The organism is Amycolatopsis sp. NPDC114505 (genome assembly GCF_055633615.1).
The window spans coordinates 419,962-441,874 of sequence record NZ_JBVKDV010000001.1; the positions used below are offsets into that span (position 1 = coordinate 419,962).

At 72.8% G+C, this 21,913-nt stretch carries 19 protein-coding genes; 8 read left to right on the forward strand and 11 right to left on the reverse strand.

The genetic code is table 11. The features are described from left to right. Window positions 1-110 precede the first annotated feature (110 nt). The gene (locus ACZ7OU_RS02090) at window positions 111-1,292 is read left to right on the forward strand and encodes an MFS transporter (RefSeq protein WP_470239414.1); all 1,182 of its coding nucleotides are present in this window, start codon (window positions 111-113) and stop codon (window positions 1,290-1,292) included. On the opposite strand, the gene ACZ7OU_RS02095 is transcribed toward ACZ7OU_RS02090, so the two are convergent. Both ACZ7OU_RS02095 and ACZ7OU_RS02100 read right to left on the reverse strand, forming a co-directional pair. Further along, entirely contained in the window at window positions 1,289-1,609 is a 321-nt protein-coding gene (locus tag ACZ7OU_RS02095) for a DUF3017 domain-containing protein (RefSeq protein WP_470239415.1), read from the reverse strand. The two genes, ACZ7OU_RS02090 and ACZ7OU_RS02095, sit on opposite strands and share 4 nt — an antisense overlap. Next, complete coding sequence (locus ACZ7OU_RS02100; RefSeq protein ID WP_470239416.1) at window positions 1,606-2,472, reverse strand: bifunctional methylenetetrahydrofolate dehydrogenase/methenyltetrahydrofolate cyclohydrolase; 867 nt, start codon at window positions 2,470-2,472, stop codon at window positions 1,606-1,608. The genes ACZ7OU_RS02095 and ACZ7OU_RS02100 overlap by 4 nt, the downstream gene beginning before the upstream one ends. Before the next feature lie 187 nt (window positions 2,473-2,659). Here ACZ7OU_RS02100 and ACZ7OU_RS02105 point away from each other — a divergent pair, with 187 nt between their 5' ends. Beyond that, window positions 2,660-5,401 carry a glycohydrolase toxin TNT-related protein gene (locus ACZ7OU_RS02105; RefSeq protein WP_470253977.1) on the forward strand — a complete coding sequence of 914 codons (2,742 nt, stop codon included), beginning with the start codon at window positions 2,660-2,662 and terminating at the stop codon, window positions 5,399-5,401. Between the two features lie 41 nt (window positions 5,402-5,442). Here the strand turns inward: ACZ7OU_RS02105 and ACZ7OU_RS02110 are convergent, their stop codons facing one another. Both ACZ7OU_RS02110 and ACZ7OU_RS02115 read right to left on the reverse strand, forming a co-directional pair. After that, a complete protein-coding gene (locus tag ACZ7OU_RS02110) occupies window positions 5,443-6,030 on the reverse strand; it encodes a pentapeptide repeat-containing protein (RefSeq protein ID WP_470253978.1) in 588 nt (195 codons plus the stop codon). A gap of 25 nt (window positions 6,031-6,055) precedes the next feature. Next, window positions 6,056-6,514 (reverse strand): VOC family protein, encoded by a 459-nt coding sequence (locus ACZ7OU_RS02115; protein WP_470239419.1) that lies wholly within the window; start codon window positions 6,512-6,514, stop codon window positions 6,056-6,058. Window positions 6,515-6,589: 75 nt separating this feature from the next. On the opposite strand from ACZ7OU_RS02115, the gene ACZ7OU_RS02120 reads away from it, so the two are divergent. From ACZ7OU_RS02120 to ACZ7OU_RS02130, 3 genes are read left to right on the forward strand one after another with little or no spacing between them, the layout of a single operon-like run. Continuing rightward, window positions 6,590-7,405: an AraC family transcriptional regulator gene (locus ACZ7OU_RS02120; protein WP_470253979.1), complete on the forward strand. Its 816-nt coding sequence runs from the start codon at window positions 6,590-6,592 to the stop codon at window positions 7,403-7,405. Continuing rightward, complete coding sequence (locus tag ACZ7OU_RS02125; protein ID WP_470253980.1) at window positions 7,374-7,802, forward strand: acyl-CoA thioesterase; 429 nt, start codon at window positions 7,374-7,376, stop codon at window positions 7,800-7,802. Before ACZ7OU_RS02120 ends, ACZ7OU_RS02125 begins: the two co-directional genes overlap by 32 nt. Window positions 7,803-7,833: 31 nt before the next feature. Next, window positions 7,834-8,562: a class I SAM-dependent methyltransferase gene (locus ACZ7OU_RS02130; RefSeq protein ID WP_470253981.1), complete on the forward strand. Its 729-nt coding sequence runs from the start codon at window positions 7,834-7,836 to the stop codon at window positions 8,560-8,562. Here the strand turns inward: ACZ7OU_RS02130 and ACZ7OU_RS02135 are convergent. The 3 genes from ACZ7OU_RS02135 to ACZ7OU_RS02145 all read right to left on the reverse strand — a co-directional run bounded on the left by ACZ7OU_RS02135 (window position 8,555) and on the right by ACZ7OU_RS02145 (window position 15,304). Then, window positions 8,555-11,860, reverse strand: coding sequence for an error-prone DNA polymerase (locus ACZ7OU_RS02135; RefSeq protein WP_470253982.1), 3,306 nt, complete (start codon window positions 11,858-11,860; stop codon window positions 8,555-8,557). The two genes, ACZ7OU_RS02130 and ACZ7OU_RS02135, sit on opposite strands and share 8 nt — an antisense overlap. A gap of 812 nt (window positions 11,861-12,672) precedes the next feature. After that, window positions 12,673-14,280: a DNA polymerase Y family protein gene (locus ACZ7OU_RS02140; RefSeq protein ID WP_470253983.1), complete on the reverse strand. Its 1,608-nt coding sequence runs from the start codon at window positions 14,278-14,280 to the stop codon at window positions 12,673-12,675. Window positions 14,281-14,605: 325 nt separating this feature from the next. Continuing rightward, a complete protein-coding gene (locus ACZ7OU_RS02145) occupies window positions 14,606-15,304 on the reverse strand; it encodes a hypothetical protein (RefSeq protein ID WP_470253984.1) in 699 nt (232 codons plus the stop codon). 247 nt (window positions 15,305-15,551) lie between these two features. On the opposite strand from ACZ7OU_RS02145, the gene ACZ7OU_RS02150 reads away from it, so the two are divergent. From ACZ7OU_RS02150 to ACZ7OU_RS02160, 3 genes are all read left to right on the forward strand, one after another. Continuing rightward, window positions 15,552-16,019 (forward strand): GNAT family N-acetyltransferase, encoded by a 468-nt coding sequence (locus ACZ7OU_RS02150; RefSeq protein ID WP_470253985.1) that lies wholly within the window; start codon window positions 15,552-15,554, stop codon window positions 16,017-16,019. Window positions 16,020-16,086: 67 nt separating this feature from the next. Beyond that, on the forward strand, window positions 16,087-16,836 hold the full coding sequence (locus ACZ7OU_RS02155) for a hypothetical protein (protein ID WP_470253986.1): 750 nt from the start codon (window positions 16,087-16,089) through the stop codon (window positions 16,834-16,836). Next, window positions 16,833-17,351 (forward strand): GNAT family N-acetyltransferase, encoded by a 519-nt coding sequence (locus tag ACZ7OU_RS02160; protein WP_470253987.1) that lies wholly within the window; start codon window positions 16,833-16,835, stop codon window positions 17,349-17,351. Before ACZ7OU_RS02155 ends, ACZ7OU_RS02160 begins: the two co-directional genes overlap by 4 nt. Here the strand turns inward: ACZ7OU_RS02160 and ACZ7OU_RS02165 are convergent. The 4 genes from ACZ7OU_RS02165 to ACZ7OU_RS02180 form a co-directional block, all read right to left on the reverse strand. Next, a complete protein-coding gene (locus tag ACZ7OU_RS02165) occupies window positions 17,335-18,078 on the reverse strand; it encodes a hypothetical protein (protein WP_470239429.1) in 744 nt (247 codons plus the stop codon). The two genes, ACZ7OU_RS02160 and ACZ7OU_RS02165, sit on opposite strands and share 17 nt — an antisense overlap. 30 nt (window positions 18,079-18,108) lie before the next feature. Next, window positions 18,109-19,668: a bifunctional phosphoribosylaminoimidazolecarboxamide formyltransferase/IMP cyclohydrolase gene (gene purH / locus ACZ7OU_RS02170; RefSeq protein ID WP_470253988.1), complete on the reverse strand. Its 1,560-nt coding sequence runs from the start codon at window positions 19,666-19,668 to the stop codon at window positions 18,109-18,111. Then, entirely contained in the window at window positions 19,658-20,275 is a 618-nt protein-coding gene (purN, locus tag ACZ7OU_RS02175) for a phosphoribosylglycinamide formyltransferase (RefSeq protein WP_470253989.1), read from the reverse strand. The genes purH and purN overlap by 11 nt, the downstream gene beginning before the upstream one ends. A gap of 77 nt (window positions 20,276-20,352) precedes the next feature. Further along, entirely contained in the window at window positions 20,353-21,807 is a 1,455-nt protein-coding gene (locus ACZ7OU_RS02180; protein ID WP_470253990.1) for a cell division protein PerM, read from the reverse strand. Window positions 21,808-21,913 lie beyond the last annotated feature (106 nt).

The window sequence follows — 21,913 nt, forward strand, 5'->3', positions numbered from 1 at the left end:
ACGGCGCTGGGGCCGCATGGCTGTCTTCTTTTTGTCCACGAACTGAACCGATCCAGTACCTGAGACTGAGACGGCCAAGTAATCGATTTCTCACTCTTGGAAGGAGTGCCGTGCCCGTCGCGCTGCTCGCGCTCGCCATCGGAGCCTTCGGCATCGGAACCACCGAGTTCGTCATGATGGGCGTGCTGCCCCAGGCGGCCGCCGACTTCGGCGTCGACATCCCGACCGCCGGCTACCTGATCTCCGCCTACGCCCTCGGCGTCGTCGTCGGCGCCCCGCTGCTCACCGCGGTCGCCGTCCGGCTGCCGCGCAAGACCATGCTGCTGGCCATGATGGGCCTGTTCACGCTGGGCAACGCCCTCTTCGCGCTCTCCCCGAACCAGGAGTTCGGCGTCGCGTTCCGGTTCCTGGCCGGCCTGCCCCACGGCGCGTTCTTCGGCGCCGGCGCCGTCGTCGCGTCCAGTTTGGTCGGCCCCGGCCAGCGCGCGAAGGCCGTGTCGATGATGTTCCTCGGCCTGACGCTGGCCAACGTCATCGGCGTGCCGCTGGGCACGCTGCTGGGTCAGCAGGTCGGCTGGCGCGCCACCTTCGGCGTCGTCGCCGTGATCGGCCTGGTCGCCGCCGCGGCCATCGCGAAGCTGGTCCCCCACCAGGGCCGGCCAGCCGACGCGTCGCTGCGGGGTGAGCTCGGCGCGTTCAAGCGGCCGCAGGTGCACCTCGCGCTGGCGATCGTCACCTTCGGACTCGGCGGCGTCTTCGCCTGCCTGTCCTACATCACGCCGATGCTGACCGACGTCGCCGGCTACTCGCCGTCGAACGTCACCCTGCTGCTTTCGCTGGCCGGGGTCGGCATGACGATCGGCAACCTGCTCGGCGGCCGCCTGGCCGACCGCGCGCTGATGCCGGGTCTGTACGCCGCGCTGCTGTCGCTGGCGTGCGTGCTCGGGATCTTCACGATCACCGCGCAGGGCAAGGTCGGCGCGGCGATCACGATCTTCTTCGTCGGCGTCGCCGGGTTCATGATCGGCCCGATGATGCAGGCGCGGATCATGGAGAAGGCGGGCGGCACTCCGTCCCTGGTGTCGGCCGCCGTCCAGTCCGCGTTCAACATCGCCAACTCGATCGGGGCCTACCTCGGCGGGTTGGTCATCGCCGGCGGGCTCGGCCTGGTCGCCCCGAACTGGGTGGGCGCCCTGCTCGCGGTCTTCGGCCTCAGCCTGGCCATCGTCTCCGGCACGTTGGACCGCCGCGAAGCGAAAGCCGAACGGCGTGAACTCGCGATGGCGTCCTAAGAAGACGCGAACGGGCCGCCGATGATCGTCAAGGCCACGTAGAGCACCGCGGCCGCGAGCCCGGTGTAGGTCACGATGTCGACGACCTTGCCGCGGATCGCCAGCAGCCCCGCTCGCTCGGTCGGCAGCACCGCCCGCAGCACCGCGGCGAGGAGGAGCGCGGCGCCGATCAGCGCCGCGCCCTCCCGCCAGTGGTACTGGACGATCCGCAGCGCCGCGACGGCCGCCACCAGCAGCACGGCTGCGAACGGCAGCTGGGTGAAGCGGGACTGCCGCCGACGGTCGTGGACGTCCCGCCGGTCCTCGGTCATGGTCATCGGCCCTGGAGACCCTGGATCGAGCGCTCCGCCGCTTCGACCACGTTGCTCACGAGCATCGCCCGCGTCATCGGCCCGACCCCGCCGGGGTTCGGCGAGATCCAGCCGGCCACCTCGGCCACGTCCGGGTGAACATCGCCGGTGAGCTTTCCGTCCACGTGGGACACACCGACGTCGAGGACCGCGGCGCCCGGGGCGACCATGTCCGGCGTGATGATCCCCGGCACCCCGGCCGCGGCGATCACGACGTCGGCGCGGCGAACCTCGGCGGCGAGGTCGCGGGTGCCGGTGTGGCACAGGGTCACGGTGGCGTTCTCGCTGCGGCGGGTCAGCAGCAGGCCGAGCGTGCGGCCGACGGTGATGCCGCGGCCGACCACGGTGACCTGCGCGCCGTTCAGCTCGACGCCGTGGCGCTTGAGCAGCTCGATGATCCCGTACGGCGTGCAGGGCAGCGCGCCCCGCTGGCCGAGCACGAGCCGGCCGAGGCTGACCGGGGCGAGCCCGTCGGCGTCCTTCTCCGGGTCGATCCGCTCCAGCACGCGGTTCGCGTCCAGGTGCTTCGGCAGCGGCAGCTGGACGATGTAGCCGTGGCAGGCCGGGTCGGCGTTCAGGTCGTCGACGACGGCCTCGAGCTTCTCCTGGGTGATGTCGGCCGGCAGGTCGCGGCGGATCGAGTTGATCCCGATCTTCGCGCTGTCGGCGTGCTTCATCCGCACGTAGGAGTGCGACCCCGGGTCGTCGCCGACGAGGACGGTGCCCAGGCCCGGCGTCACCCCCTGCGCGGCCAGCGCCGCGACGCGCGGTTCGAGCTCCGCGAAAATGGCGTTCTTGGTGGCCTTGCCGTCGAGAATCTTCGCCGTCACGACGCCCATTCTGGCAAAGAGACCCCCGCGCGTCGCTTCCAGGCGCGGGTGGTCGCAGCCCGTAGAGTGATCGTCACCCCCACACGGTCCACTCGCGACGCTGCCGCGATCAAGCTGTGATCTACCGCACCTCGCATCACCCGAGGTCAGACCGGGTGCCGACGGGTCGCCGAGCGGCAAAACCCACATGCGGGGTGCACACGCGCGCGCGAACAGTCAAAATGTCCCCGTGGCACAACCGACGACGCAGCTGAACGCGACCGAGCAGGACACCCTGGTCAAGCAGATCGGACTTGCCTTGCTGCGTGCCGCCCCCCGCGACTGGCGCAAGGTCTCCGCGGAGTACCGAGCCGTCGGGAGGTACCACGAGCTGACCGGCGAGATCGTCACCGAAGACGGCACGGTGCACGAGTGGCTCGCCACCCACGACATCGCGACCCTCTTCGGACGGCTGCGCGGGGGCATGTACCGCGACGGCCGCGGAACGTGGTTCAACGCGCGCTACCAGCTCGACCACCCGTCCAGCTACAACCTCGAGTACAACCGCGACGAGCCGGTGTGGAACCTCGCGCCGCCGCCGCAGGCCTACTCGGACGAGCTGCGGATGTTCCCGCGCACCGAGGAGAACGTGCCCGAGTGGCTGATCCGGCGGATGTCCGGGCTCGGCCCGGAGCAGCCCGGGCCGCACTTCCGGATCGCGCGGATCTTCGACACGATCGGTCCCGCCGGCCGTCCGGTGATCAACCGTCCCGACCTCGAGGTCGAGGAGCAGGACCGGCTGCTGGAGTACCTCGACCACGCGCCGCTGGTCGTCACCGAGCGCGGCTACGACATCGACCGGCTGGCCGCGACACCCGAGGCCACCGTGCCCGTCGCGTTCCACAGCGACGGCCAGTGGATCTGGCCCGCCGCGGTCAACTTCTACCTGCGCAAGTACGGCGTTTCGCCCGAGTCGGACCTGGTCGAGCACGTCCGCGCGGTCGGCTTCAAGCTGCCGCCGGTCGACGAGCCGACGCTGCAGGCCGCCGGCGCGTACCTGACCCGCGGCAACCAGCCGCCCCCGCAGCAGCAGCGCCCGGCCGGGCCGCCGCCGCAGGGCCCGCCGCCCGGCGTGCCGCAGGGCCCGCCGCCCCAGCAGGCACCCGCGGGCCCGCCGCCGACCATGGTCGCGCCGGCGGTCCCGGTCGTGCCGCCCCAGCAGCAGCACCAGGCGCCGCCCCCGCCGGTGGAAGCGCCGGCGCACGCCCCCGAGCCGGAGGCGCCGGCCGAGGAACACGCCTACGCCGAAGAGTCCGAGTTCGCCGAAGAGGCCTACGACGACCAGGAGTTCGACGACCGCTTCGCCGAGGAGGACTCCTACGGCGAGGAGGAGTACGAGCACCCCGAGCACGCCGCCGGCTCGAACGGCACCTCACCGGAGCCGGGCCGCGTGCCCGACCTCGAGGAGACCGCGGAGTACGTCCCCGACCAGCCGATCGGACTCGAGGAGGAGCCCCACGACGGGGTGATCCGGCCTTCACACGAGGCCGAAGACGAGTACGACGACAAGCAGGTGCCGGAGCCCGCGTCCCACCGCGAGGACGACGCGCACCCCGCGTTCGACGCCGGTTCCCACCGGGAGGACGAGCCCGCGCACGCGGCCTTCCAGCCGGACCAGCAGGTCGATGACGAGCCGGCCCACGCGGCGTTCCCGCCGGGTCAGCCCCGCCGGGACGACGAGGAGCCGTTCCAGCCGCCGGAGCGGCCCGCGTTCGACCCCGGTCCGCCGACCATGATCACCCAGTCCGAGGTGCCCGGCGTCCTGCCGGTGCCGGAACCGACGGCGCCCGAGCTCGAGCCGGCCCCTCGGCCGGGCCGTCGCGCGCTGCGCCGCGAGACCCCGGACCACCCCGTGCTCGCCGGCCTGCAGACCAAGCTGGACGAGCTCGACGTGCCCGAAAGCGGCTACAAGCTGGGCGAGCCCGCCGAGCACGGGTGGAGCGTCGAGGAGGTCGAAGACGGCTGGCGCGTCGGCTGGTACGACGGCAAGCTCAGCAACCCCGCGGTGTTCGGCGACGCCGAGGACGCGGCCGCGTTCATGCTCGGCAAGCTGCTGCTCAACCCGGAGGGCCACGTGCCCGAACCGGAGCCCGAGCCGGAACCGGAGCCCGAACCCGAGCCGGAACCCGCGCCGCAGCGGGTCGTCGCGACGCTGTCGCCGGAGGTCGCGACCGGCTCGTACCCGGTCCGCAAGCCGGAGCCGGTGCCCGCACAGGAGCAGACGGCGTTCACGAGCGCCGAGGAGCTGTTCGGCGACCTGGAGGACGACGAGCCGCCGGCCCCGCCGCGCCGTCCCGCTCCGCCCGCGCCGGTCCCGGCCGGGCCGCCCCTGGGCGCGCAGCAGCAGGCCGGCCCGCCGCCCGTGGCTCCCGCACCGCCCCGGCGCGAACCGCCGTCGGCGCCGACCGTCCTGGCCGCTCCGGTGCCGCCGCAGGGTGCCCCGATGATCCCGCCGGGCACTTCGCCCACGCCGCCGCGCCGTGAGGAGCCGGCCCGCCCGGCCGTCAACGGCGGCAGTGGGGGCGGTGGCCAGCAGCAGTGGCCGATCGGGCCGATGGCCGGGGAGCCGCCGCTGACGCTGTTCCGCGGCAAGGAGCTGCGCGAGCTGCCCGCGGGCAGCGAGCTGGACCGCTTCGGCGGCCCGACCGGCAACCTGACGTACGCGGCGGGGACGCCGTTCGCCGAGCGGTCCCTGGTGCCCGAGTGGGTGAACCGGCCGTACCACGTCTACCGGGTGCAGCGGCCGCTCGAGGCGCTGGCCGGCGTCGCGATCCCGTGGTTCAACCAGCCGGGCGGCGGGTCGGCGTACCTGCTCCCGGCGTCGATCGAGGAGCTCGTCGCCGAGGGCGACCTGATCGAGCTCGACCCGGGTGAACCCCCGATCGACTGAGTCCCGTCGAAGGCCCCGGCGCTGCCGGGGCCTTCGACGTTTCAGCGGATGATCAGCCCGTGGGCGGCGGCGAAGGAGATGGCCGTCTCGACGTCGACCTCGGCTCCCCGCAAGTCGGCCTGGACCAGGGCGTTCGCGTCGAGACGCGCACCGCGCAGGTCCGCGCCGTCGAGCTTCGCGGCCTGGAGGCGGGCGCCGGTCAGGTCGCTCCCGCGCAGGTCGGCGCCGGCGAGGTCGGCCTCGGTCAGGTTGGCTTCGCGCAGCCGCAGCCCGGACAGGCCCAGCTTGCGCAGCCGCGCCTTCGAAAGCGACGCCAGCGAGAGGTCGCACTCGGTGAGGGCGATGCCGGCGAACCCGCACTCGGCGAACGACGAGCCGAGCAGCGAGCACGACGTCCAGCGGCTTTCGATGAGCACCGTGCGGTCGAAGGTGCACGACCGGAACGCGGACGCGTCGTGCCGCGAGCGGGACAGGTCGGCCCGGCCGAACACGCAGTCGTCGAAGGTGCAGCCGCGCGTGCGCAGCCCGCTCAGGTCCGCCCCGGTGAAGTCGCACCCGGTGAACCGGCGCTTTTCCCACCACTGCCCGGACAACACCGCTTCGCGGTAGTCCTCCCCCGTCTCCAGCACGGGCCCCAGGGTGCCACACCCGCGATCAGAGCTTCACGCCCTGGACGTAGTTCATCGCCTCGACGTACTCGGGCAGCTGCGCGCGCCGCGCCATTTCGGCTTCGTCCAGGTTCTCCAGGCGGGTCTGGATCCACCACAGGTTGCCGAAGGGGTCGCGCACGCGTCCGACGCGGTCGCCGAAGAACAAGACCGTCTGGCGGGTCACCTCGAGCGCACCAGCTTCGATCGCGCGCCGCTGGGTTTCTTCGCTGTCCGGCACGTAAAGCCGCAGGAACGCCGGGGTCGCGGCCCACCCGTCCGGCGAGTCGAACGCCATCACGACCGCGTCGCCGATGCGGACCTCCGCGTGGCCGATCTTCCCGTCGTCGCCGACGACGCGGCCGAGCTCCTCGGCGTCGAACGCGCGCTTCAGGAAGTCGAGCAGGCCGTCGGTGTCGTGGCCGATGATCCACGGGGTGACCGTCGTGTAGCCGTCGGGAACCATGTTTCCTCCTCGGTCGGTGTGGCCCCGACCGTAAGATCGAAATAGGACAGTTCCTGACCGCTGCATACTGGGCCCATGGGAATCCCGCTGCGGCCGGTGGCGGCGCGGTCGGTCTACCGCGAAGTCGCGCCGCCCGTCGCGCTCGCCGGAGTCCTGGCCTGCGGCTGGCACGGGCACACCGGCTGGGCGCGGCCGCTGCGCGTGCTCCCGGACGGCTGCGCGGACCTCGTCTGGGACGGCGACGCGCTGACCGTCGTCGTCACGGTCGGCGCGCCGGTGCGGCTGTGGGTGCCCGCGTCGGCGTCGCGCGTGGGCGTGCGGCTGCGGTGCGGGGCCGCGGCCGCCGTGCTGGGCACGGCGATGCCGGAGCTGCCCGCCGGTGCCACCCGGCTGAGCGACCTCTGGGGCGCGGACGCCCGCCGTGCCGAAGAAGCACTGGCCACGACCGCTGATCCCGATGCCCAGCGCGGAATCCTCGAGACACTCGTCGCCCGCCGGAGTGCGACGCCGGACCGGCGGGTGCTGGCCGCCGTGCGGGCCCTCGGCGCGACCACGCGGACGTCCGAGGTCGCCGTGGGGATCAGCGAACGCGCGTTGCGGCGGCACTTCGTCCACGCCGTCGGCGCCGGGCCGAAGCAGCTGCAGCGCGTCCGGCGGTTCCAGCGGTTCCTGCGCCTGCTCGAACCCCTGGCCGCCGGGCGGGCGTCGCTGGCCGGCGTCGCCGCCGAACTCGGGTACGCCGACCAGTCCCACCTCGGCCGCGAATGCCGTCGCCTGTCCGGTTCCTCCCCTGCGGCACTCGTGCGGGTGGCCGAAAAGTTCCAGACGCCCACCGCGCCCGCACGCCACGATCGGGCGCATGTTCCGAGTCACCATCGCGGTGCGCGCTGACGACCTCGACGTCAACGGCCACGTCCGCGGCCCGGCCTACCTCGCCTACGCCGACCACGCGCGCTGGGTGTGCGTGCGGGCGGCCGGCATCGACCCGGCCGAGCTGGCCGCGCGGCGGATCGGCCCGGTGAACCTGGAGACGACCGTGCGGTTCCACCGCGAGCTCGTCCCCGGGAGCGAAGTGTCCGTCAGCTGCGCGTTCCAGTGGGGCGAGGGGAAGACTTCCCGGGTGGTGCAGGAGTTCCACGCGCCGGACGGCACGCACGTCGCTTCGGTTACGTCGGTGTCGGGCTTGCTGGACCTCGATCGGCGACGGCTGCTCCCCGACCCCGGCGCGTACTGGCTGGAGCTGGCCGCCCGCCCGGAACTGCTGGGCCTGGCGCCGAAAACCGGGTGATCTTTCCCGACCTGCTCACTACGGTGACACCGTGCCCGACCACGACTACGTCGATCCCTACCTCGCCTCGCTCTACGACACGATGAACCCGCGCGAGAGCAGCGGCGACTTCGCGTTCTACCTGCCGATGATCATGGCCGCGGAGTCGGTCCTCGACGTCGGCTGCGGCACCGGATCGCTGCTGCACTGGGCGCGCGAGTCGGGCCACGAAGGACGGCTCGTCGGCCTCGATCCCGCTGAAGGCATGCTGATCCAGGCTCGCCGCCGGGACGACGTCGAGTGGGTGCACGGCGATTTGTCGACCGCCGCCTGGGACGGCGAGTTCGACTTCGCCGTGATGACCGGGCACGCGTTCCAGGTGCTGCTGACCGACGACGAGCTCCGGACGGCGTTCTCGGCCGTCCGCCGCGCGCTTCGGCCCGGTGGCCGGTTCGGGTTCGACACGCGCAACCCGGCCGCTCGGGCCTGGGAGCGCTGGACTCCGCGGAATGTGTCGGAAGCCGGCGGAGTGCGGTCGTGGAACGACGCGGGCCCGTTCGAGAACGGGTACGTCACCTTCAAAGCGACGTACGAAAGCCCGAGCTGGGACGCGCCGCAGTACAGCGAAAGCACGCTGCGCTTCCTCGACGTTCCTTCCCTGGGCGAGTTCATCGCGGACGCCGGGCTGGTCGTCGACGAGCAGTACGGCTACTGGGACCGGACGCCGGTGACCGATGACAGCCCGGAGATCGTCACGATCGTGCGGCGCCCGCTCACCTGAAGTCCCGCGACTTCGCCTTGATCCGCATCGGCAGCGCCTCGACGCGGTCGGCGAGCACGCTGACCACGCCGTCGGCCTTCTCCACCACCCCGCGGATCAGCAGCGCCGGGCTCGCGCGCGCGACGCGGTGGTAGCGCTGCCACAGGCCGAGCGTGCAGATCACGTTGACCATCCCCGTCTCGTCCTCGATGTTGAGGAAGGTGACGCCGCCCGCGGTCGCCGGGCGCTGCCGGTGCGTGACGGCGCCGCCGATCAGCACGCGCGCGCCGTCTTCGAGGCCGGCCAGGCCGTTCGCCGGGACGACGCCGAGCGCGTCGAGGCGGTCGCGGATGAACTCGGTCGGGTAGCTGTCCGGTGAGACGCCGGTGGCCCAGACGTCCGCCGCGGCGAGGTCGAGGCCGTCCATCCCGGGCAGCACCGGGGCCTGCCCGCCGACCAGGCCCGGCAGCTTCTCCGGGCGTTCCCCGGCGACGGCACCCGCGGTCCACAGCGCCTGCCGGCGGTCGCCGCCGAACCCGGCGAACGCGCCGGCCGTGGCGAGCGCCTCGATCTGCGGGGTCTTCAGCCGCACCCGGCGGGCGACGTCGGCCATGTCGGTGTAGTCGCCGTTTTCCTGTCGTTCGGCGGCGATCCGCTTCGCGACGTCCTCGCCGATCATCCGCACGGTGCTCAGCCCGGTGCGCACAGCGTGTCCCTTGTCCGGCAACGGTTCCAGCGTCGCGTGCGGCAGGCTGCGGTTGATGTCCGGGCCGTGCACGGTGACGCCGTGGCGCCGCGCGTCGGCGACCAGCGACTGCGGCGAGTAGAAGCCCATCGGCTGCGCGCGCAGCAGGCCCGCGAGGAACGCGTCCGGGTGGTAGAGCTTGAAGTAGGCGCTGGAAAACACGAGGTGCGCGAAGCTCAGCGCGTGGCTCTCCGGGAAGCCGAAGTTCGCGAACGCCTTGAGCTTCAGGAAGATCTTCCCGGCGAGTTCCGTTTCGACGCCGTTCGCGGCGGCACCTTCGAGGAAGCGCTGCCGCAGCCGCTCCATCTTCCGTTCCGAGCGCTTCGACCCCATCGCGTGGCGCAGCTGGTCGGCCTCCGCCGCGGTGAAGTTCGCGACGTCCAGGGCGATCTGCATCATCTGCTCCTGGAACAGCGGCACGCCCTTGGTCTTGTGCAGCGCGTTTTCCAGCAGCGGGTGGTCGTACTCCCAGCTTTCGCGGCCCTGCTTGCGGCGGATGTAGGGGTGCACCGAACCGCCCTGGATCGGGCCGGGCCGGATCAGCGCGACCTCGACGGCGAGGTCGTAGAACTCCCGCGGCTCGAGGCGCGGCAGGGTCGCGAGCTGGGCCCGGCTTTCGACCTGGAACACGCCGATCGCGTCGGCGCGGCACAGCATGTCGTAGACCTTCTGATCGGTGAGGTCCAGCTCGGCGAGGTCGATCTTCTCGCCCTTGTGCTCCTCGACGAGGTCGAGCATGTAGTGCAGCGCCGAAAGCATGCCGAGGCCGAGCAGGTCGAACTTGACGAGGCCGGCGGCGGCGCAGTCCTCTTTCTCCCACTGGATGACGCTGCGGTCGGCCATCCGCGCCCACTCCACCGGCACGACCTGGCTCACCGGCTCGTGGCACATGACCATCCCACCGGAGTGGATGCCCAGGTGCCGCGGGAAGTCCTCGAGCGCGAACGCGAGCTGCACGACGTCGTCCGGGATGTCGTGGTCGTGGTCCTTTTCGGTGGTGCGCAACGATCCCCAGCGGTCGATCTGCTTGCTCCAGGCGTCTTGCTGGCCCGGCGAGTAGCCGAGGGCGCGTGCGGCGTCCCGGACGGCGGACCGGGCGCGGTAGGTGATGACGTTCGCGACCTGGGCGGTCCGCAGGCGGCCGTGTTTTTTGAAGACGTACTGGATGGCCTCCTCGCGGCGGTCGGACTCGATGTCGAGGTCGATGTCCGGGTAGCCGTCGCGGTCCGGGGCGAGGAAGCGCTCGAAGAGCAGCTTGTTGGCCACCGAGTCGACCTTCGTGATGCCGAGGGCGTAGCAGACGGCCGAGTTCGCGGCCGAGCCCCGGCCCTGGCAAAGGATTTTGTGGTCGTTGCAGAACCGGACGATGTCCCAGACGATCAGGAAGTAGCCGGGGAAGCCGAGCTGCTCGATGATCTCGAGTTCGTGCTCGATCTGTTCGCGTGCCTTGTCCTCGTGCGGTTTGCCTTTGAAGCGCTCGTCCACGCCCTTCCGGGTGAGTTCGCGGAGGAAGGTCGTCTCGGTGTGGCCCTCGGGGACGTCGAAGGGCGGCAGCTCCGGGGCGATCAGCTTGAGCGGGAAAGCGCATTCCATGCCGAGAAGGGCCGAGCGGCGGACGGCGCCGGGGTACCGCCGGAACAGGACGTCCATTTCGGCGCCGCCGCGGAGGAAGGCGGTCCCGGCCGCGGGCAGCCAGCCTTCCAGCTCGTCGATGCCCCGGCGGGCCCGGATGGCGGCGAGCGCGTCGGCGAGCGGAGCGCGTTCCGGCCGGGCGTAGTGCGCGGCGGTGGTGGCGACGGTCGGGAGGTGCAGTTCGCCGGCGAGCCGCGTGAGGACGTCGTTGTGCGTGCTGTCGAGGGGCTGGCGGTGGTCGGTGAGCTCGACGTAGACGTTGTCCTGACCGAACCGCTCGACGAGTTCTCGCAGTTTTTCCGCGGCGGCTCCGGGGCCGTTCGTGACGAGGGCAGAGCGCACGGCGCCCTTGCGGCAGCCCGTGAGGACAACGCACTGCCCGGCGACTTCCTCGGCGACCGCACCGAGGTCGTAGCGAGGTTTGCCTTTTTCGGCGTCCTCGTGGATCTGGCCGGCGGTGATGGCGCGGCAGAGGGCCCGGTAGCCCTGATCACCGCGGGCGAGCAGAAGGAGGTGCTCGCCTTCGGGGTCGGCAACGCCGTTCTGCGGGTTCCGGAGGCCGAAGCTGAGCTCGGTGCCGAAGACGGTGTTGACGCCCAGTTCCCGCGCGGCTTCGGCAAAGCGCACGACGCCGTACATGCCGTCGTGGTCGGTGAGGGCGATGGCATCGAGCTGGAGACGAGCGGCTTCCTCGACGAGCTCCTCGGGATGGCTGGCACCGTCGAGGAAGCTGAAGTTGGAGTGACAGTGCAGCTCGGCGTAGGGGACGCGGACGGCCTCGCCGCCGTCGTCGTTGCGCCGGGCGGGGAGGTCTTCGGGCCGCTGGTAGGTCTCGCGCCGCCGGCCCCAGGCGGGGCTGTCCCCGTGGTCCCCGGGAGGCACCTCGCCGGCAAGGCTGCGGGCGAGGTCCTTCCAGCGGACGGGTGGGTTGTTCCAGCCCATCTAGCGACTCCCGGGCTCGTGTTCTCCGGGCAGGTGCCCCTCCCGGCGGCGTCGGTGCCAGCTGCTGGGATGGTTCCAGCGGCTGCGTGCTTCGGCTTCGGTTTCTTCCCGCCGTCCTGACGGGTGGTTGCGACGGCTGCGGGCCTCGGCTTCGGCTTCGCTCTCGCGGAGCGGCCGGGGCTCCGCGGCTTCCCCACGCAACCGCCCCGAAGGGTGGTTCCGGCGGCTCCGAGCTTCGGCGTCGCTCACATGTCGAGGCTCCGCGGCCTCCTCACGCAACCTTCCCGAGGGGTGGTTCCGGCGGCTGCGGACTTCGGCGTCGCTCATCCGGCAGCCGTTCTCCCGCGACGAGCGCGGCACCGGCAGCACGATCACCGGGCACACCCACTCGTCGTCGGCGTCGGGTTGCCCGGCAGGCAGCTGCCCGCGAACCGACCACCTTTCACCCGAGTCGGGCTCGGGTGCAGGCGTCCGGTCAGCCGCAACCCGCGCGTCACCGCTCGCGGACCCGAGCGGCGGCCGCTCACCAGCCAAACCCTCGTGGGCCGCCGGCGCGGGAAGCTGCTCGCCAACCACCCAACCGCCGTCAGCCGCCGGGGCCAGAGGCCGCTCACCAGTCGAACCCCCGGGCGCCGGCAACTGCTCGTCGGCTGCCCAGCTGCTCTCGGCCGCAGGCGCCGGGTGCCGGTCACCGGCCGCCGGGGCTGGTACTTCGCGCAGCCACTCGCGCTCCTCTTCCGCCCTTCGGGGCGTTGCCCCCGGCTCTGCGCGCAGCCAGGCTCGGAGCTTTCGTGCGTAGTCCTCGTCCATGCTCAGTCGTACACTCCCTCGACCGTCCACAGTGGATTTTCCGTGCCCGCGCAGTGCAGCAGCACCGCGTCGGACGGGTCGTCCGGCTCGCCCGCGAGCAGCAGCTGGAGGCGTGCCCGTCGCGGACCCGGTCTTCGGCGGTCGCCCGCCAGGGGCCACGGCCCTGCCCACCCCACGACCTCGCGGTGCGGGCCGCCGGTGATGCTCAGCCCGCGCGGGACCGCCGTGAGCTGGTCGCGCGGCGTGATGCCCACCGGCCTGCCCTCGGCGTCGAAGACCTGGGCCGGCACCGGACGGTCGAGGACCGTCGCCGGGGACGGTGCCGGCAGCCGGCCCGGCCAGGTCGCGTCCGCCGGCGTCGTCCGCTCGCGCGGGTCGCCCCAGGGCACCAGCCGGACGCGGCCGGCCGGGTCGCGGCCGCCGTCGAGCACCGGCGTCACCACACCTTCCGGCCCGAGCAGGCCCTGGACCCGCACGAACGCCCGCGCCGCGCGCTCGTCGTCCTCGGCGGAACGACCGTTCTGCCACAGGTCGAGCTGCAGCGACCGCCCTTCGACGACCTCCTCGGGTTCCAGCCGCAGCCGCACCACACCCGACGTCGGACGGTGGCCCGGCGCGGCGCGCAACCAGCCTTCGAACTGCCAGCGCACGCGGTCGGCGACCCCGGTGGGCGTCAGCGGTTCCGCGCACCGCCACGCGCGGCCAAGATGTTCGCCCTCTTCGGTGACCGCGTAGATGCCGAGCCGGGTGCAGGCCAGGCCGTGCCCGGCCAAGCCGGCGCAGAACCGCGTCGCGAGGCCCTTGGCGAGGAACGCCGCGACGTCGACCCGCTCGACGACCGGGTCGAACTCCTCGGTGAGCGTCAGTTCGGGCGGCGGGCTCCGCCGCAGCGGCGGACGTTCGGAGCGGCCCCGCGCCAGCCGGTGCGCGAGGACGCCGCCGGCACCGAACCGGCTGACGACGTCACGCTCCGGAAGCTCCGCGAACGCGCCGAGCGTCCGCAACCCGAGCCGTCGCAACAGGTCGACGAGATCCGCGCGTTCGGCGCCCGGCTGGTCGAGCTCGGTGACGGGCAGCGGAGCGAGGAACTCGGCGACGCGCCCGGGTTCGACGAGCGCCCCGGACCGGGCGGCGAGCGTCGCGGCGAAGAGCCCTTCGGCGACACCGACCTGGCACTCGACGCCCGCCGCGGCGGAGACGTCGTCGACGAGCCGTTCGACGAGGGCGTGCTCGCCACCGAAGTACCCGGCGGCGCCGTCGACGGGAACCGCGACGAGCCCCGGCCGCACAACCTCGACCCCGACGACGAGCGCCTCGACAGCCCGAGCGACGGCTTCGAAGAGCCGCGCGTCCCGGCCGTCATCGGCGGCGAAGACGGCCAGGTCCGGACAGTTCGACTGCGCCTCCCGCCGCCGCATCCCCCGCCGGACGCCATTGCGCCGGGCAACGGCGTTGCTGGCGACGACGCGGTTCGCACTGAAAACGGCGGCCGGCGCGGTGACGGGAACCCCAGCGACGGCCGAGGCGGCGACCACGGGCCAGTCCGGGCACCAGAGCACGAGCATCCGGGTGGCGAGGTCTGAGGAACGACGTTGCGCTGGGACGGTCATGCGGCCTCCCCGCGCGAGTGGCGAAGGCCGGACGGGCAGGCGTGACCGAGAGGCCGACACGCGTGATTGGACGGTCGACACGCGTGATTGAAGAGTCGACACGTGCGCTCAGAGGGCCGACCCGCGTACCCAGCGGGACGACTCGCGTACCCAGACGGACGACACGCGTAACTGGAGGGACGACACGCGTGCTCAGAGGGACGACTCGCGTGATTGAGCGGACGACACGCGTACCCGGCGGGACGACACGCGTGCCTGGGTGGACGACACGCGGACTTGAGCCTCTCGGGGCCGGCCGGGCTGGGGGTCCACTTTGGACTGGGCGTCATGCCGTGGCCTCGTCCTGGACGGAGACGGGACGTGCCGCGGGAGCGATCGAGCCCGCAGGGCCGGGGAGCGTGAGCGAAGCCGAGGCCGGGCGGGCCGCCGCGCCGCGGCCGTGGACCCGGACCGAAACCTGCCGCGAACGCAAGTGGCCGTAACCGTCCGCGAGACCGGACCACGCCGAGAACCGGCACGACAGCTCGACGTCCGCCGCCGGCCACGCGCCGGATGCCAGCAGCACCGCCCCGCGGTGCCGGGCGCGGGCCGACAGCCGCCGCGCCACGGCTGCCTGCACCTTGTCCGCGTTGACCACCACCAGGTCCACGCCGTCGAGCAGCGCCGCGACCACCGCCGGGAGCTCCGGGCCCGGACGCGGGACCAGCGCCACCCGGGCGAGGTCCACGCCGTACTCGGCCGCCGCCGCCAGCCCCAGCGACGGCAGGCCGGCCACGGCCGCCCACGACCCGGCGGCGGTGGCCTCGGCGAGCAGCGCCAGCAGCAGCGACGTCCCCCCGTGGACCGCCACCGTGCTCCCGCGCCGGAGCCCGCCCGCGGGCAGCAACCCGGCGAGCGCCGGGACGACCGGGAGCACCTTCCCCGTCGCCCGCGCCCGCTCGGCCTGCGCCGCGACCCGGCTCGCCGTGCTGACCCCGGGCAGGGCCGCCAGCCGGGCCACCGGCGGCTCCACCACAGCGGTCACCGCACGCACCTCCCCACCACGGACTAGGCCGGCGGTCGGGCCTCTCCCAAAACTCGACCGACGGCACTGGTTCGCCGCGGGGAAGGCGGCGGTTCCACGTCGAACACTTGTTCGACGTGGACAAGTCAACCGCGAACCACCCGACGTGTCAAGTCACCCACTGGTGGGACAGGAAACGCCGGGAAAGGCTCACCCGCCAGGGAAATGAAGTTGCCCACGCCGAACCCCGATCGCTAGACAGAGCCGCGTGGAGCTCACCGAAGCCCGGCTCGAAGACTGCCCGGAACTGCTCGTCCTGCAACGCTGCTGCTGGGTCCAGGAGGCCGTCCTCAACGACACCCTCGACATCCCCGCGCTGCACGAAACCCTCGAGGACATCCGCGACTGGACGAAGACCTGGTCGACGTGGGTCCTGCGGCAGGACCACCGGCTCGTCGGCGCGGTGCGGGCCCGCCTCGAGGGCGACTGCTGGGAGCTGGGCCGGCTGATGGTCGCGCCGGACCTCGCCGGCCGCGGGCTCGGCCGCCGGCTGCTCGAGCACGCCGAGGCGCACGCACCCGCCGACGCACGCCGGTTCGCCCTGTTCACCGGCGCCCGCAGCGCCCGCAACATCACGCTCTACCAGCGGGCCGGCTATCAGCTCACCCCCGCGCCCGACGCGGGCGGCCACATCAGCGGCGCCGTGTATCTCGAGAAAGAGGTCACACAGCGCTAAAAACCCGGTCCGCCCGCCTGACGCTGCGGCGTCGGCTAGATTCGCCGGTGACTTCTGGGGGTGGGCGATGACCGTACGGCCGGCTCTGTGGATCGCCGGCGCGCTGGTCGCGGCGGGTGCGGCGCTGACCGTCGTGCTCACGGCGGGCGGCGGCGTGCCCGGCGCCAAGGCCGCGGCCCCCGGGCCGACGACGATGGGCGTGGAGTGGCGCTCGTTCCGCGCCGACGTCACCGGGATCCGCCCCGGACCGGACGACACGAGCCTGTTCGTGCAGGTCGCCCTGCCCGGCAAGGACCCCGGCTGCGTCCAGGACCCGCGCATCGAGCAGGTCGTGGAGACCAAGACCGACGTCCGCGCCGACGTCGTCTACTCGACCCGGCCCGCCGCGGGCGGCTGCCAGGACAAGGTGCCCGCGGAGCTGCGGCTGGCCACGACCACCCCGGTCGCGGACCGCACGGTGATCCTCAACGGCGACAACGGCAACGCCTGGCACAAGCTCGGCGCCGGCTGGGGCCACTGCGCTCCCCAGGGCACCTGCGCCCCGCCCGCCGACCACTGCGACCCGGCCTGGATCGGCGCCGCGGTGTCCGCGACGGGCGCCCAGAGCGCGGGCACGACCCGCGGGTGCGACCCGAACTGGCTGGTCCTCGACCTGCCGGTGCGCCAGACCGAGCCGCCCGCTCGCACGGTCTTCCGCTGGAACGACTCCGGCTGGACGTCGTTCGCGCAGGTCAAGTCGGCCGGCTGCCAGGAGATCCGGGCGGCCGAGCCGAAGTTCCCGGTCGCGCTCTGCAAGGCACTGCCCGCGCCCGCGTGACCGGCATCGCGCTGCGCCCCTTCCGCGAAGAGGACCTGCCGATCCTGGACCGGTTCGCGACCGACCCCGCGGTACTGGGTGCCCACCAGTGGACCGGGTTCGCGGACCCGCGGATCCGCCGGCGTCGCTGGGCCGACGACGGTTACGTCGGTCCGCACGACACGGCGCTGGCCGTGACCGCGGACGACGTCGTCGCCGGCATGGCGAGCTGGGAAGCCGCCGACCGCGGCGGGCCCCCGGGAGGCTGCTTCGAGATCGGCCTGACGCTGCTGCCGGAGCACCGTGGCCACGGCGTCGGCCTGGCCGCGCACCGGCTGCTCGTCGCGCACCTCTTCTCGGTCACGCGCGCCCACCGGCTCGAAGCGTTCACCGACGGCGGGAACACCGCCGAGCAGAAAACGCTGGAGCGGGCGGGCTTCCACCGCGAAGGCGTGATGCGCGAGGTCACCTGGCGCGACGGTGGTTGGTGCGACGAAGTGATCTACGCGCTGTTCCGCCCTAGCGCAGCTTCTTGACGATCTCCGCGCCGACCGCCTTCACGGCGTCGTCGGTCTCCTGCTGCGGCATCGGCGAGTTCGAGAAGAACCCCTTGTCCCAGCCGGACACCTCGACGATGACCACCGTCGTGCCCTTCAGGACGTGCAGTTCGGAGCCGCTGAACGCGCTCTTCGTGACCAGCCGGACCAGCGCCGCCTTGTCGCCGATGCCCTTCACGTCGGTCGGCGGGACCTCCGGCGCCTTCGGCTGGTACAGCTGGTTCGCCGATTCGCGGGCGCCCTCCCCGGAGTACCCGGTGATGCGGACGCTCAGCGTGGCGTCGCGGACGTTCTCGTCGGGCCCGGGCTTCCAGCTGCAGTTGACCTGCTTCAGGCCGGGGACGTTCGCGGTGCCCGGGCCGCCCAGCGCGAAGCTCGGGAAACCGGCCTTTTCCAGCGTCTGGGCCGGGACCTGGCACTCGGCGGGCACCGGCGACGACGACGGTGCCGCGCCGGTGCTCGCGAAGTAGTCGCTCGCGAAGATCGCACCCGGGATGCCCACGCCGAGCAGCACCACCACCGCGCCGACGATCCCGAGGATCAGCCCGGTCCGCTTCTTCTTCGGCGGCCGCATCGGCGGGCCGTAGCCCGGCGGCGGATATCCCTGCTGCTGCGGATAGCCAGGCGGCGGGTAGCCGGGCTGCTGGGGATACGGCCCCTGCGGCCCCGGCTGTCCCTGTCCGTACGGCGGTGGTGGTTGCTGCATCGAGCCCTCCCTCTCGAAGCGAAGCCGGGGTCAGTGCGCGAAGTGGCGCGTCCCCGTCAGGTACATCGTGACGCCCGCCTTCTCCGCGGCCGCGATCACCTCGGGGTCGCGGACCGAGCCACCGGGCTGCACGACCGCCCGCACACCGGCCTCGACCAGCACCTCCAGGCCGTCCGGGAACGGGAAGAACGCGTCGGACGCGCCCACCGACCCCTTGGCCCGGTCGCCCGCCCGCGAGACCGCGAGCCGCGACGAGTCGACGCGGTTGACCTGGCCCATGCCGACGCCGACGGTCGCGCCGTCGGAGGCCAGCAGGATCGCGTTCGACTTGACCGCGCGCAGTGAGCGCCACGCGAACTGGAGGTCGCGCAGGGTCTGCTCGTCGGCCGGGGTGCCGGTGGCGAGCTGCCAGTTGGCCGGGTCGTCGCCGGACGCGTCGATCGCGTCGACGGTCTGCACCAGCACGCCGCCGGAGATCTGGCGGAACTCGATCGGCGACGCCGGGACCTCCGGGAGCTTCAGCAGCCGGATGTTCTTCTTGCGCTGCAGGATCTCCAGCGCCTCGGCGTCGAAGTCCGGCGCCAGCACGACCTCGGTGAACACCTCGGCGATCTGCTCGGCCGCCTCGCGGCTGACCGGCCGGTTCGTCGCGATGACGCCGCCGTAGGCCGAAACCGGGTCGCACGCGTGCGCCTTGCGGTGCGCCTCGGCGATGTCGGTGCCGACCGCGATGCCGCACGGGTTGGCGTGCTTGATGATCGCGACGGCGGGCCCGTCGAAGTCGTACGCGGCGCGGCGGGCGGCGTCGGTGTCGACGTAGTTGTTGTAGGACATGGCCTTGCCGTGCAGCTGCTCGGCGTGCGCCAGCCCGGCCCGGTGTCCCTTGTACAGCGCGGCCTTCTGGTGCGGGTTCTCGCCGTAGCGCAGCACCTCGCCGCGTTCCCAGCTGATGCCCGAGAACTCGGGGAAGCCGGAGTCGTCCGCGGGCGCGTACACATTCGAGAACCACGAAGCGACGGCGATGTCGTAGGACGCCGTGTGCGCGTACGCCTGCGCGGCGAGGCGCTTGCGGTCGGCGAGGTCGAAGCCGCCGTCGGCGACGCGCTCCAGGACCCAGCCGTAGCGGGCCGGGTCGACGACGACCGCGACGCTGCCGTGGTTCTTCGCCGCGCCGCGGACCATGGCCGGGCCGCCGATGTCGATGTTCTCGACGCAGTCCTCGGGGCTCGCGCCGGAGGCGACGGTCTGCGTGAACGGGTACAGGTTCACGACCAGCAGGTCGAACGCCGCGATGTCCAGCTTGCGCAGCTGCTCGACGTGGTCGGGGTTGCCCTGGTCGGCGAGCAGCCCGGCGTGCACGTTCGGGTGCAGCGTCTTGACGCGGCCGTCCAGCGACTCGGGGAAGCCGGTGACGTCTTCGACCGGCGTGACCGGGACACCCGCGTCGGCGATGGCCTTCGCCGTGCCGCCGGTGGAGACGATCTCGACGCCGGCCGCGTGCAGGCCGGTCGCGAGGTCCAGCAGGCCCGCCTTGTCCGAGACGCCGATCAGCGCCCGGCGGACCGGGCGCCGTCCCAGGTCAGTGCTCACGAAATGTCACCTTTCGTCCGTCCACGGCGCAGCCGCCGCGGCCGAGTCGCTCGATCGTTTCCACCAGCAGCCTGCGCTCGACGGCCTTGATCCGTTCGTGCAGGACGTCTTCGGTGTCGTCGTTTTCCACGACGACGGCTTCCTGGGCGATGATCGGCCCGGTGTCGACCCCGGCGTCCGCGAAGTGCACGGTCGAGCCGGTGACCTTGACGCCGGCCTCGAGCGCGTCGCGCACCGCGTGCATCCCGGGGAACGACGGGAGCAGCGCCGGGTGCGTGTTGACCACCGTGAACCGGCCGAGGAACTGCTCGCCGAGGATCTTCATGAACCCGGCGGAGACGACCAGGTCGGGCTGGTAGGCCCCGACGGCCTCGGTCAGCGCCTTGTCCCAGGCCGCGCGGTCGGGGTGGTCCGCGACGCGGACGGTGAACGCCGGGATGCTCACGCGCTCGGCGCGGGTCAGGGCCTCGATGCCGGTGCGGTCGGCGCCGACGGCGATGACCTTCGCCGGGAAGCCGGACCGCCCGGTGGCGTCCAGCACCGCCTGCAGGAGGGTGCCGGAACCCGACGCGAGCACGACGAGCTTCACCGGAGTGGGCAGGTCCAACCGTTGAGACAGAGCGGGCTCCTTGCCGCGGGCGGTGCGCAGCCGGGCGCACGGCGCTTCACCAGGTCACGTCAACCCTAACGGTCGGTCTCGGCCGCCTCGACGTCGCCGCAGGTCTCGGTGCCTCCGGTCACAACCTCGTCGGCCTCGGGGACCTCGTCGGCCGGTTCTTCGAGACCGAGCTCGGCGTCGGCCTCGGCGTCGAACTCCGCGTCCTCGTCGGGTTCTTCTTCGGTTTCTTCTTCGGTCTCTTCGTCCTCTTCGGACTCTTCGAGTTCCTCGACGGCCTCGGCGGCTTCGTCGACGTCGACGTCTTCGGCGTCCGAGAAGGCTTCGTTGTCTTCGAGTGCTTCGGGCGGCGCGGGCGGCTCGTGCTCACCCGCGAAGAACGCCGTGAACGCGCCCGGGATGACGATCCAGCAGAACGCGACGACCGACGCGACACCGACCGGGACGCTCACCGGGTCGAACGCGCCGTCGCCGAGCCGACCGCCGGACAGCGTGCCCAGCAGGACGCAGCCGAGCGCGACCACCGCGCCGGCCACCGCGACCGTCCGGATGCGCTGCGCCGGGTCCGCGTCGACCTTGCGCAGCGACCAGCCGACGAGCACGCCGGTCGCCGCGGGCAGGACCAGCAGCGCCGGCCACCACGCCGCGTGGTGCTCGGGCAGGCCGCCCAGCAGCGGAACGCCGGGGACGGCGCCGCCGCGGTAGCCGAACATCCCGACGTTCAGGTCGCCGATCGAGAAGCCGGGGCCGGTGACGAACGACAGCACGGCCGTCACGGCGTTCGGCAGGTACAGCACCGACAGCAGGAACATCCCGAAGCTGCTGCCGAGCGCGGGCTCGTACATGTCCGCCACCGTCCGCCAGGACAGCGCGGTCGCGACGGTGAACACGGCGGCCCCGCAGGCCACCAGCACCGCGAGCCCCAGCGCACCGGCCCGGACCCCGCGCAGCGCGAGGGGGTCGAGGCGCTCGGCGACGACGTCCGGCAGCCCGCAGCACCGGACGATGCCCACCGCCGAAGCCGCCGCGGCGAGCAGCCCGGGGACGGCGAAGGCGACCAGCGGGTTCGCCGTCACCGACGAGCCCTGCGCGCAGAGCGCGATGACGAGCCCGAACAGCGCGTGCGCGCCGGTGATCGTCGCGAACACCGGCAGGGCCTCACGGGGTGTCCGGTAGCCCAGCCGCACGACGGCACCGGACGCCGTCCGCGCGGCCAGCGCGAGCGCGCCCAGCGTCGGCAGCAGCGGCAGCACGCCGAGCGGGTGGACGCCGAGGTCGAGCCGCACCTGGTGCGCGGCGAGCCAGCCGGGCCCGGCGGCCAGCAGCACGCCGGTGCCGGAGAAGACGGTGCGCGGGGCGGTGAGCGCCACCAGCGTCAGCACGGTCGCCACGACGGCGTAGCCGGTGACCAGCGGGCCGAGGGCGGCGGCGAGCAACACCCGCACCCGCGCCGCCCCGGAGAGTTCGACGTCGGGTTCGAGGTCGCCCACCGGCTCCTCGCGGGAGTCGGTGAGCAGGTCCATGATCCGCACCCTGACATCCGGGCTGGTCCGACCGGGTGAGCCACGCCGCCGCCGGGCAGCGTGGGGAAGCTAACCCACCCGGTCGAGTAACCCCCGGAGTGCAAGA

What these genes read in the sequence shown, in the direction of transcription:
- ACZ7OU_RS02095 (WP_470239415.1), bottom strand. Translation starts at nt 1,609, where the DNA reads ATGACCATGACCGAGGACCGGCGGGACGTCCACGACCGTCGGCGGCAG.
- ACZ7OU_RS02105 (WP_470253977.1), top strand. Translation starts at nt 2,660, where the DNA reads ATGCGGGGTGCACACGCGCGCGCGAACAGTCAAAATGTCCCCGTGGCA.
- ACZ7OU_RS02115 (WP_470239419.1), bottom strand. Translation starts at nt 6,514, where the DNA reads ATGGTTCCCGACGGCTACACGACGGTCACCCCGTGGATCATCGGCCAC.
- ACZ7OU_RS02120 (WP_470253979.1), top strand. Translation starts at nt 6,590, where the DNA reads ATGGGAATCCCGCTGCGGCCGGTGGCGGCGCGGTCGGTCTACCGCGAA.
- ACZ7OU_RS02125 (WP_470253980.1), top strand. Translation starts at nt 7,374, where the DNA reads ATGTTCCGAGTCACCATCGCGGTGCGCGCTGACGACCTCGACGTCAAC.
- ACZ7OU_RS02135 (WP_470253982.1), bottom strand. Translation starts at nt 11,860, where the DNA reads ATGGGCTGGAACAACCCACCCGTCCGCTGGAAGGACCTCGCCCGCAGC.
- ACZ7OU_RS02140 (WP_470253983.1), bottom strand. Translation starts at nt 14,280, where the DNA reads ATGACCGTCCCAGCGCAACGTCGTTCCTCAGACCTCGCCACCCGGATG.
- ACZ7OU_RS02155 (WP_470253986.1), top strand. Translation starts at nt 16,087, where the DNA reads ATGACCGTACGGCCGGCTCTGTGGATCGCCGGCGCGCTGGTCGCGGCG.
- ACZ7OU_RS02165 (WP_470239429.1), bottom strand. Translation starts at nt 18,078, where the DNA reads ATGCAGCAACCACCACCGCCGTACGGACAGGGACAGCCGGGGCCGCAG.
- ACZ7OU_RS02180 (WP_470253990.1), bottom strand. Translation starts at nt 21,807, where the DNA reads ATGGACCTGCTCACCGACTCCCGCGAGGAGCCGGTGGGCGACCTCGAA.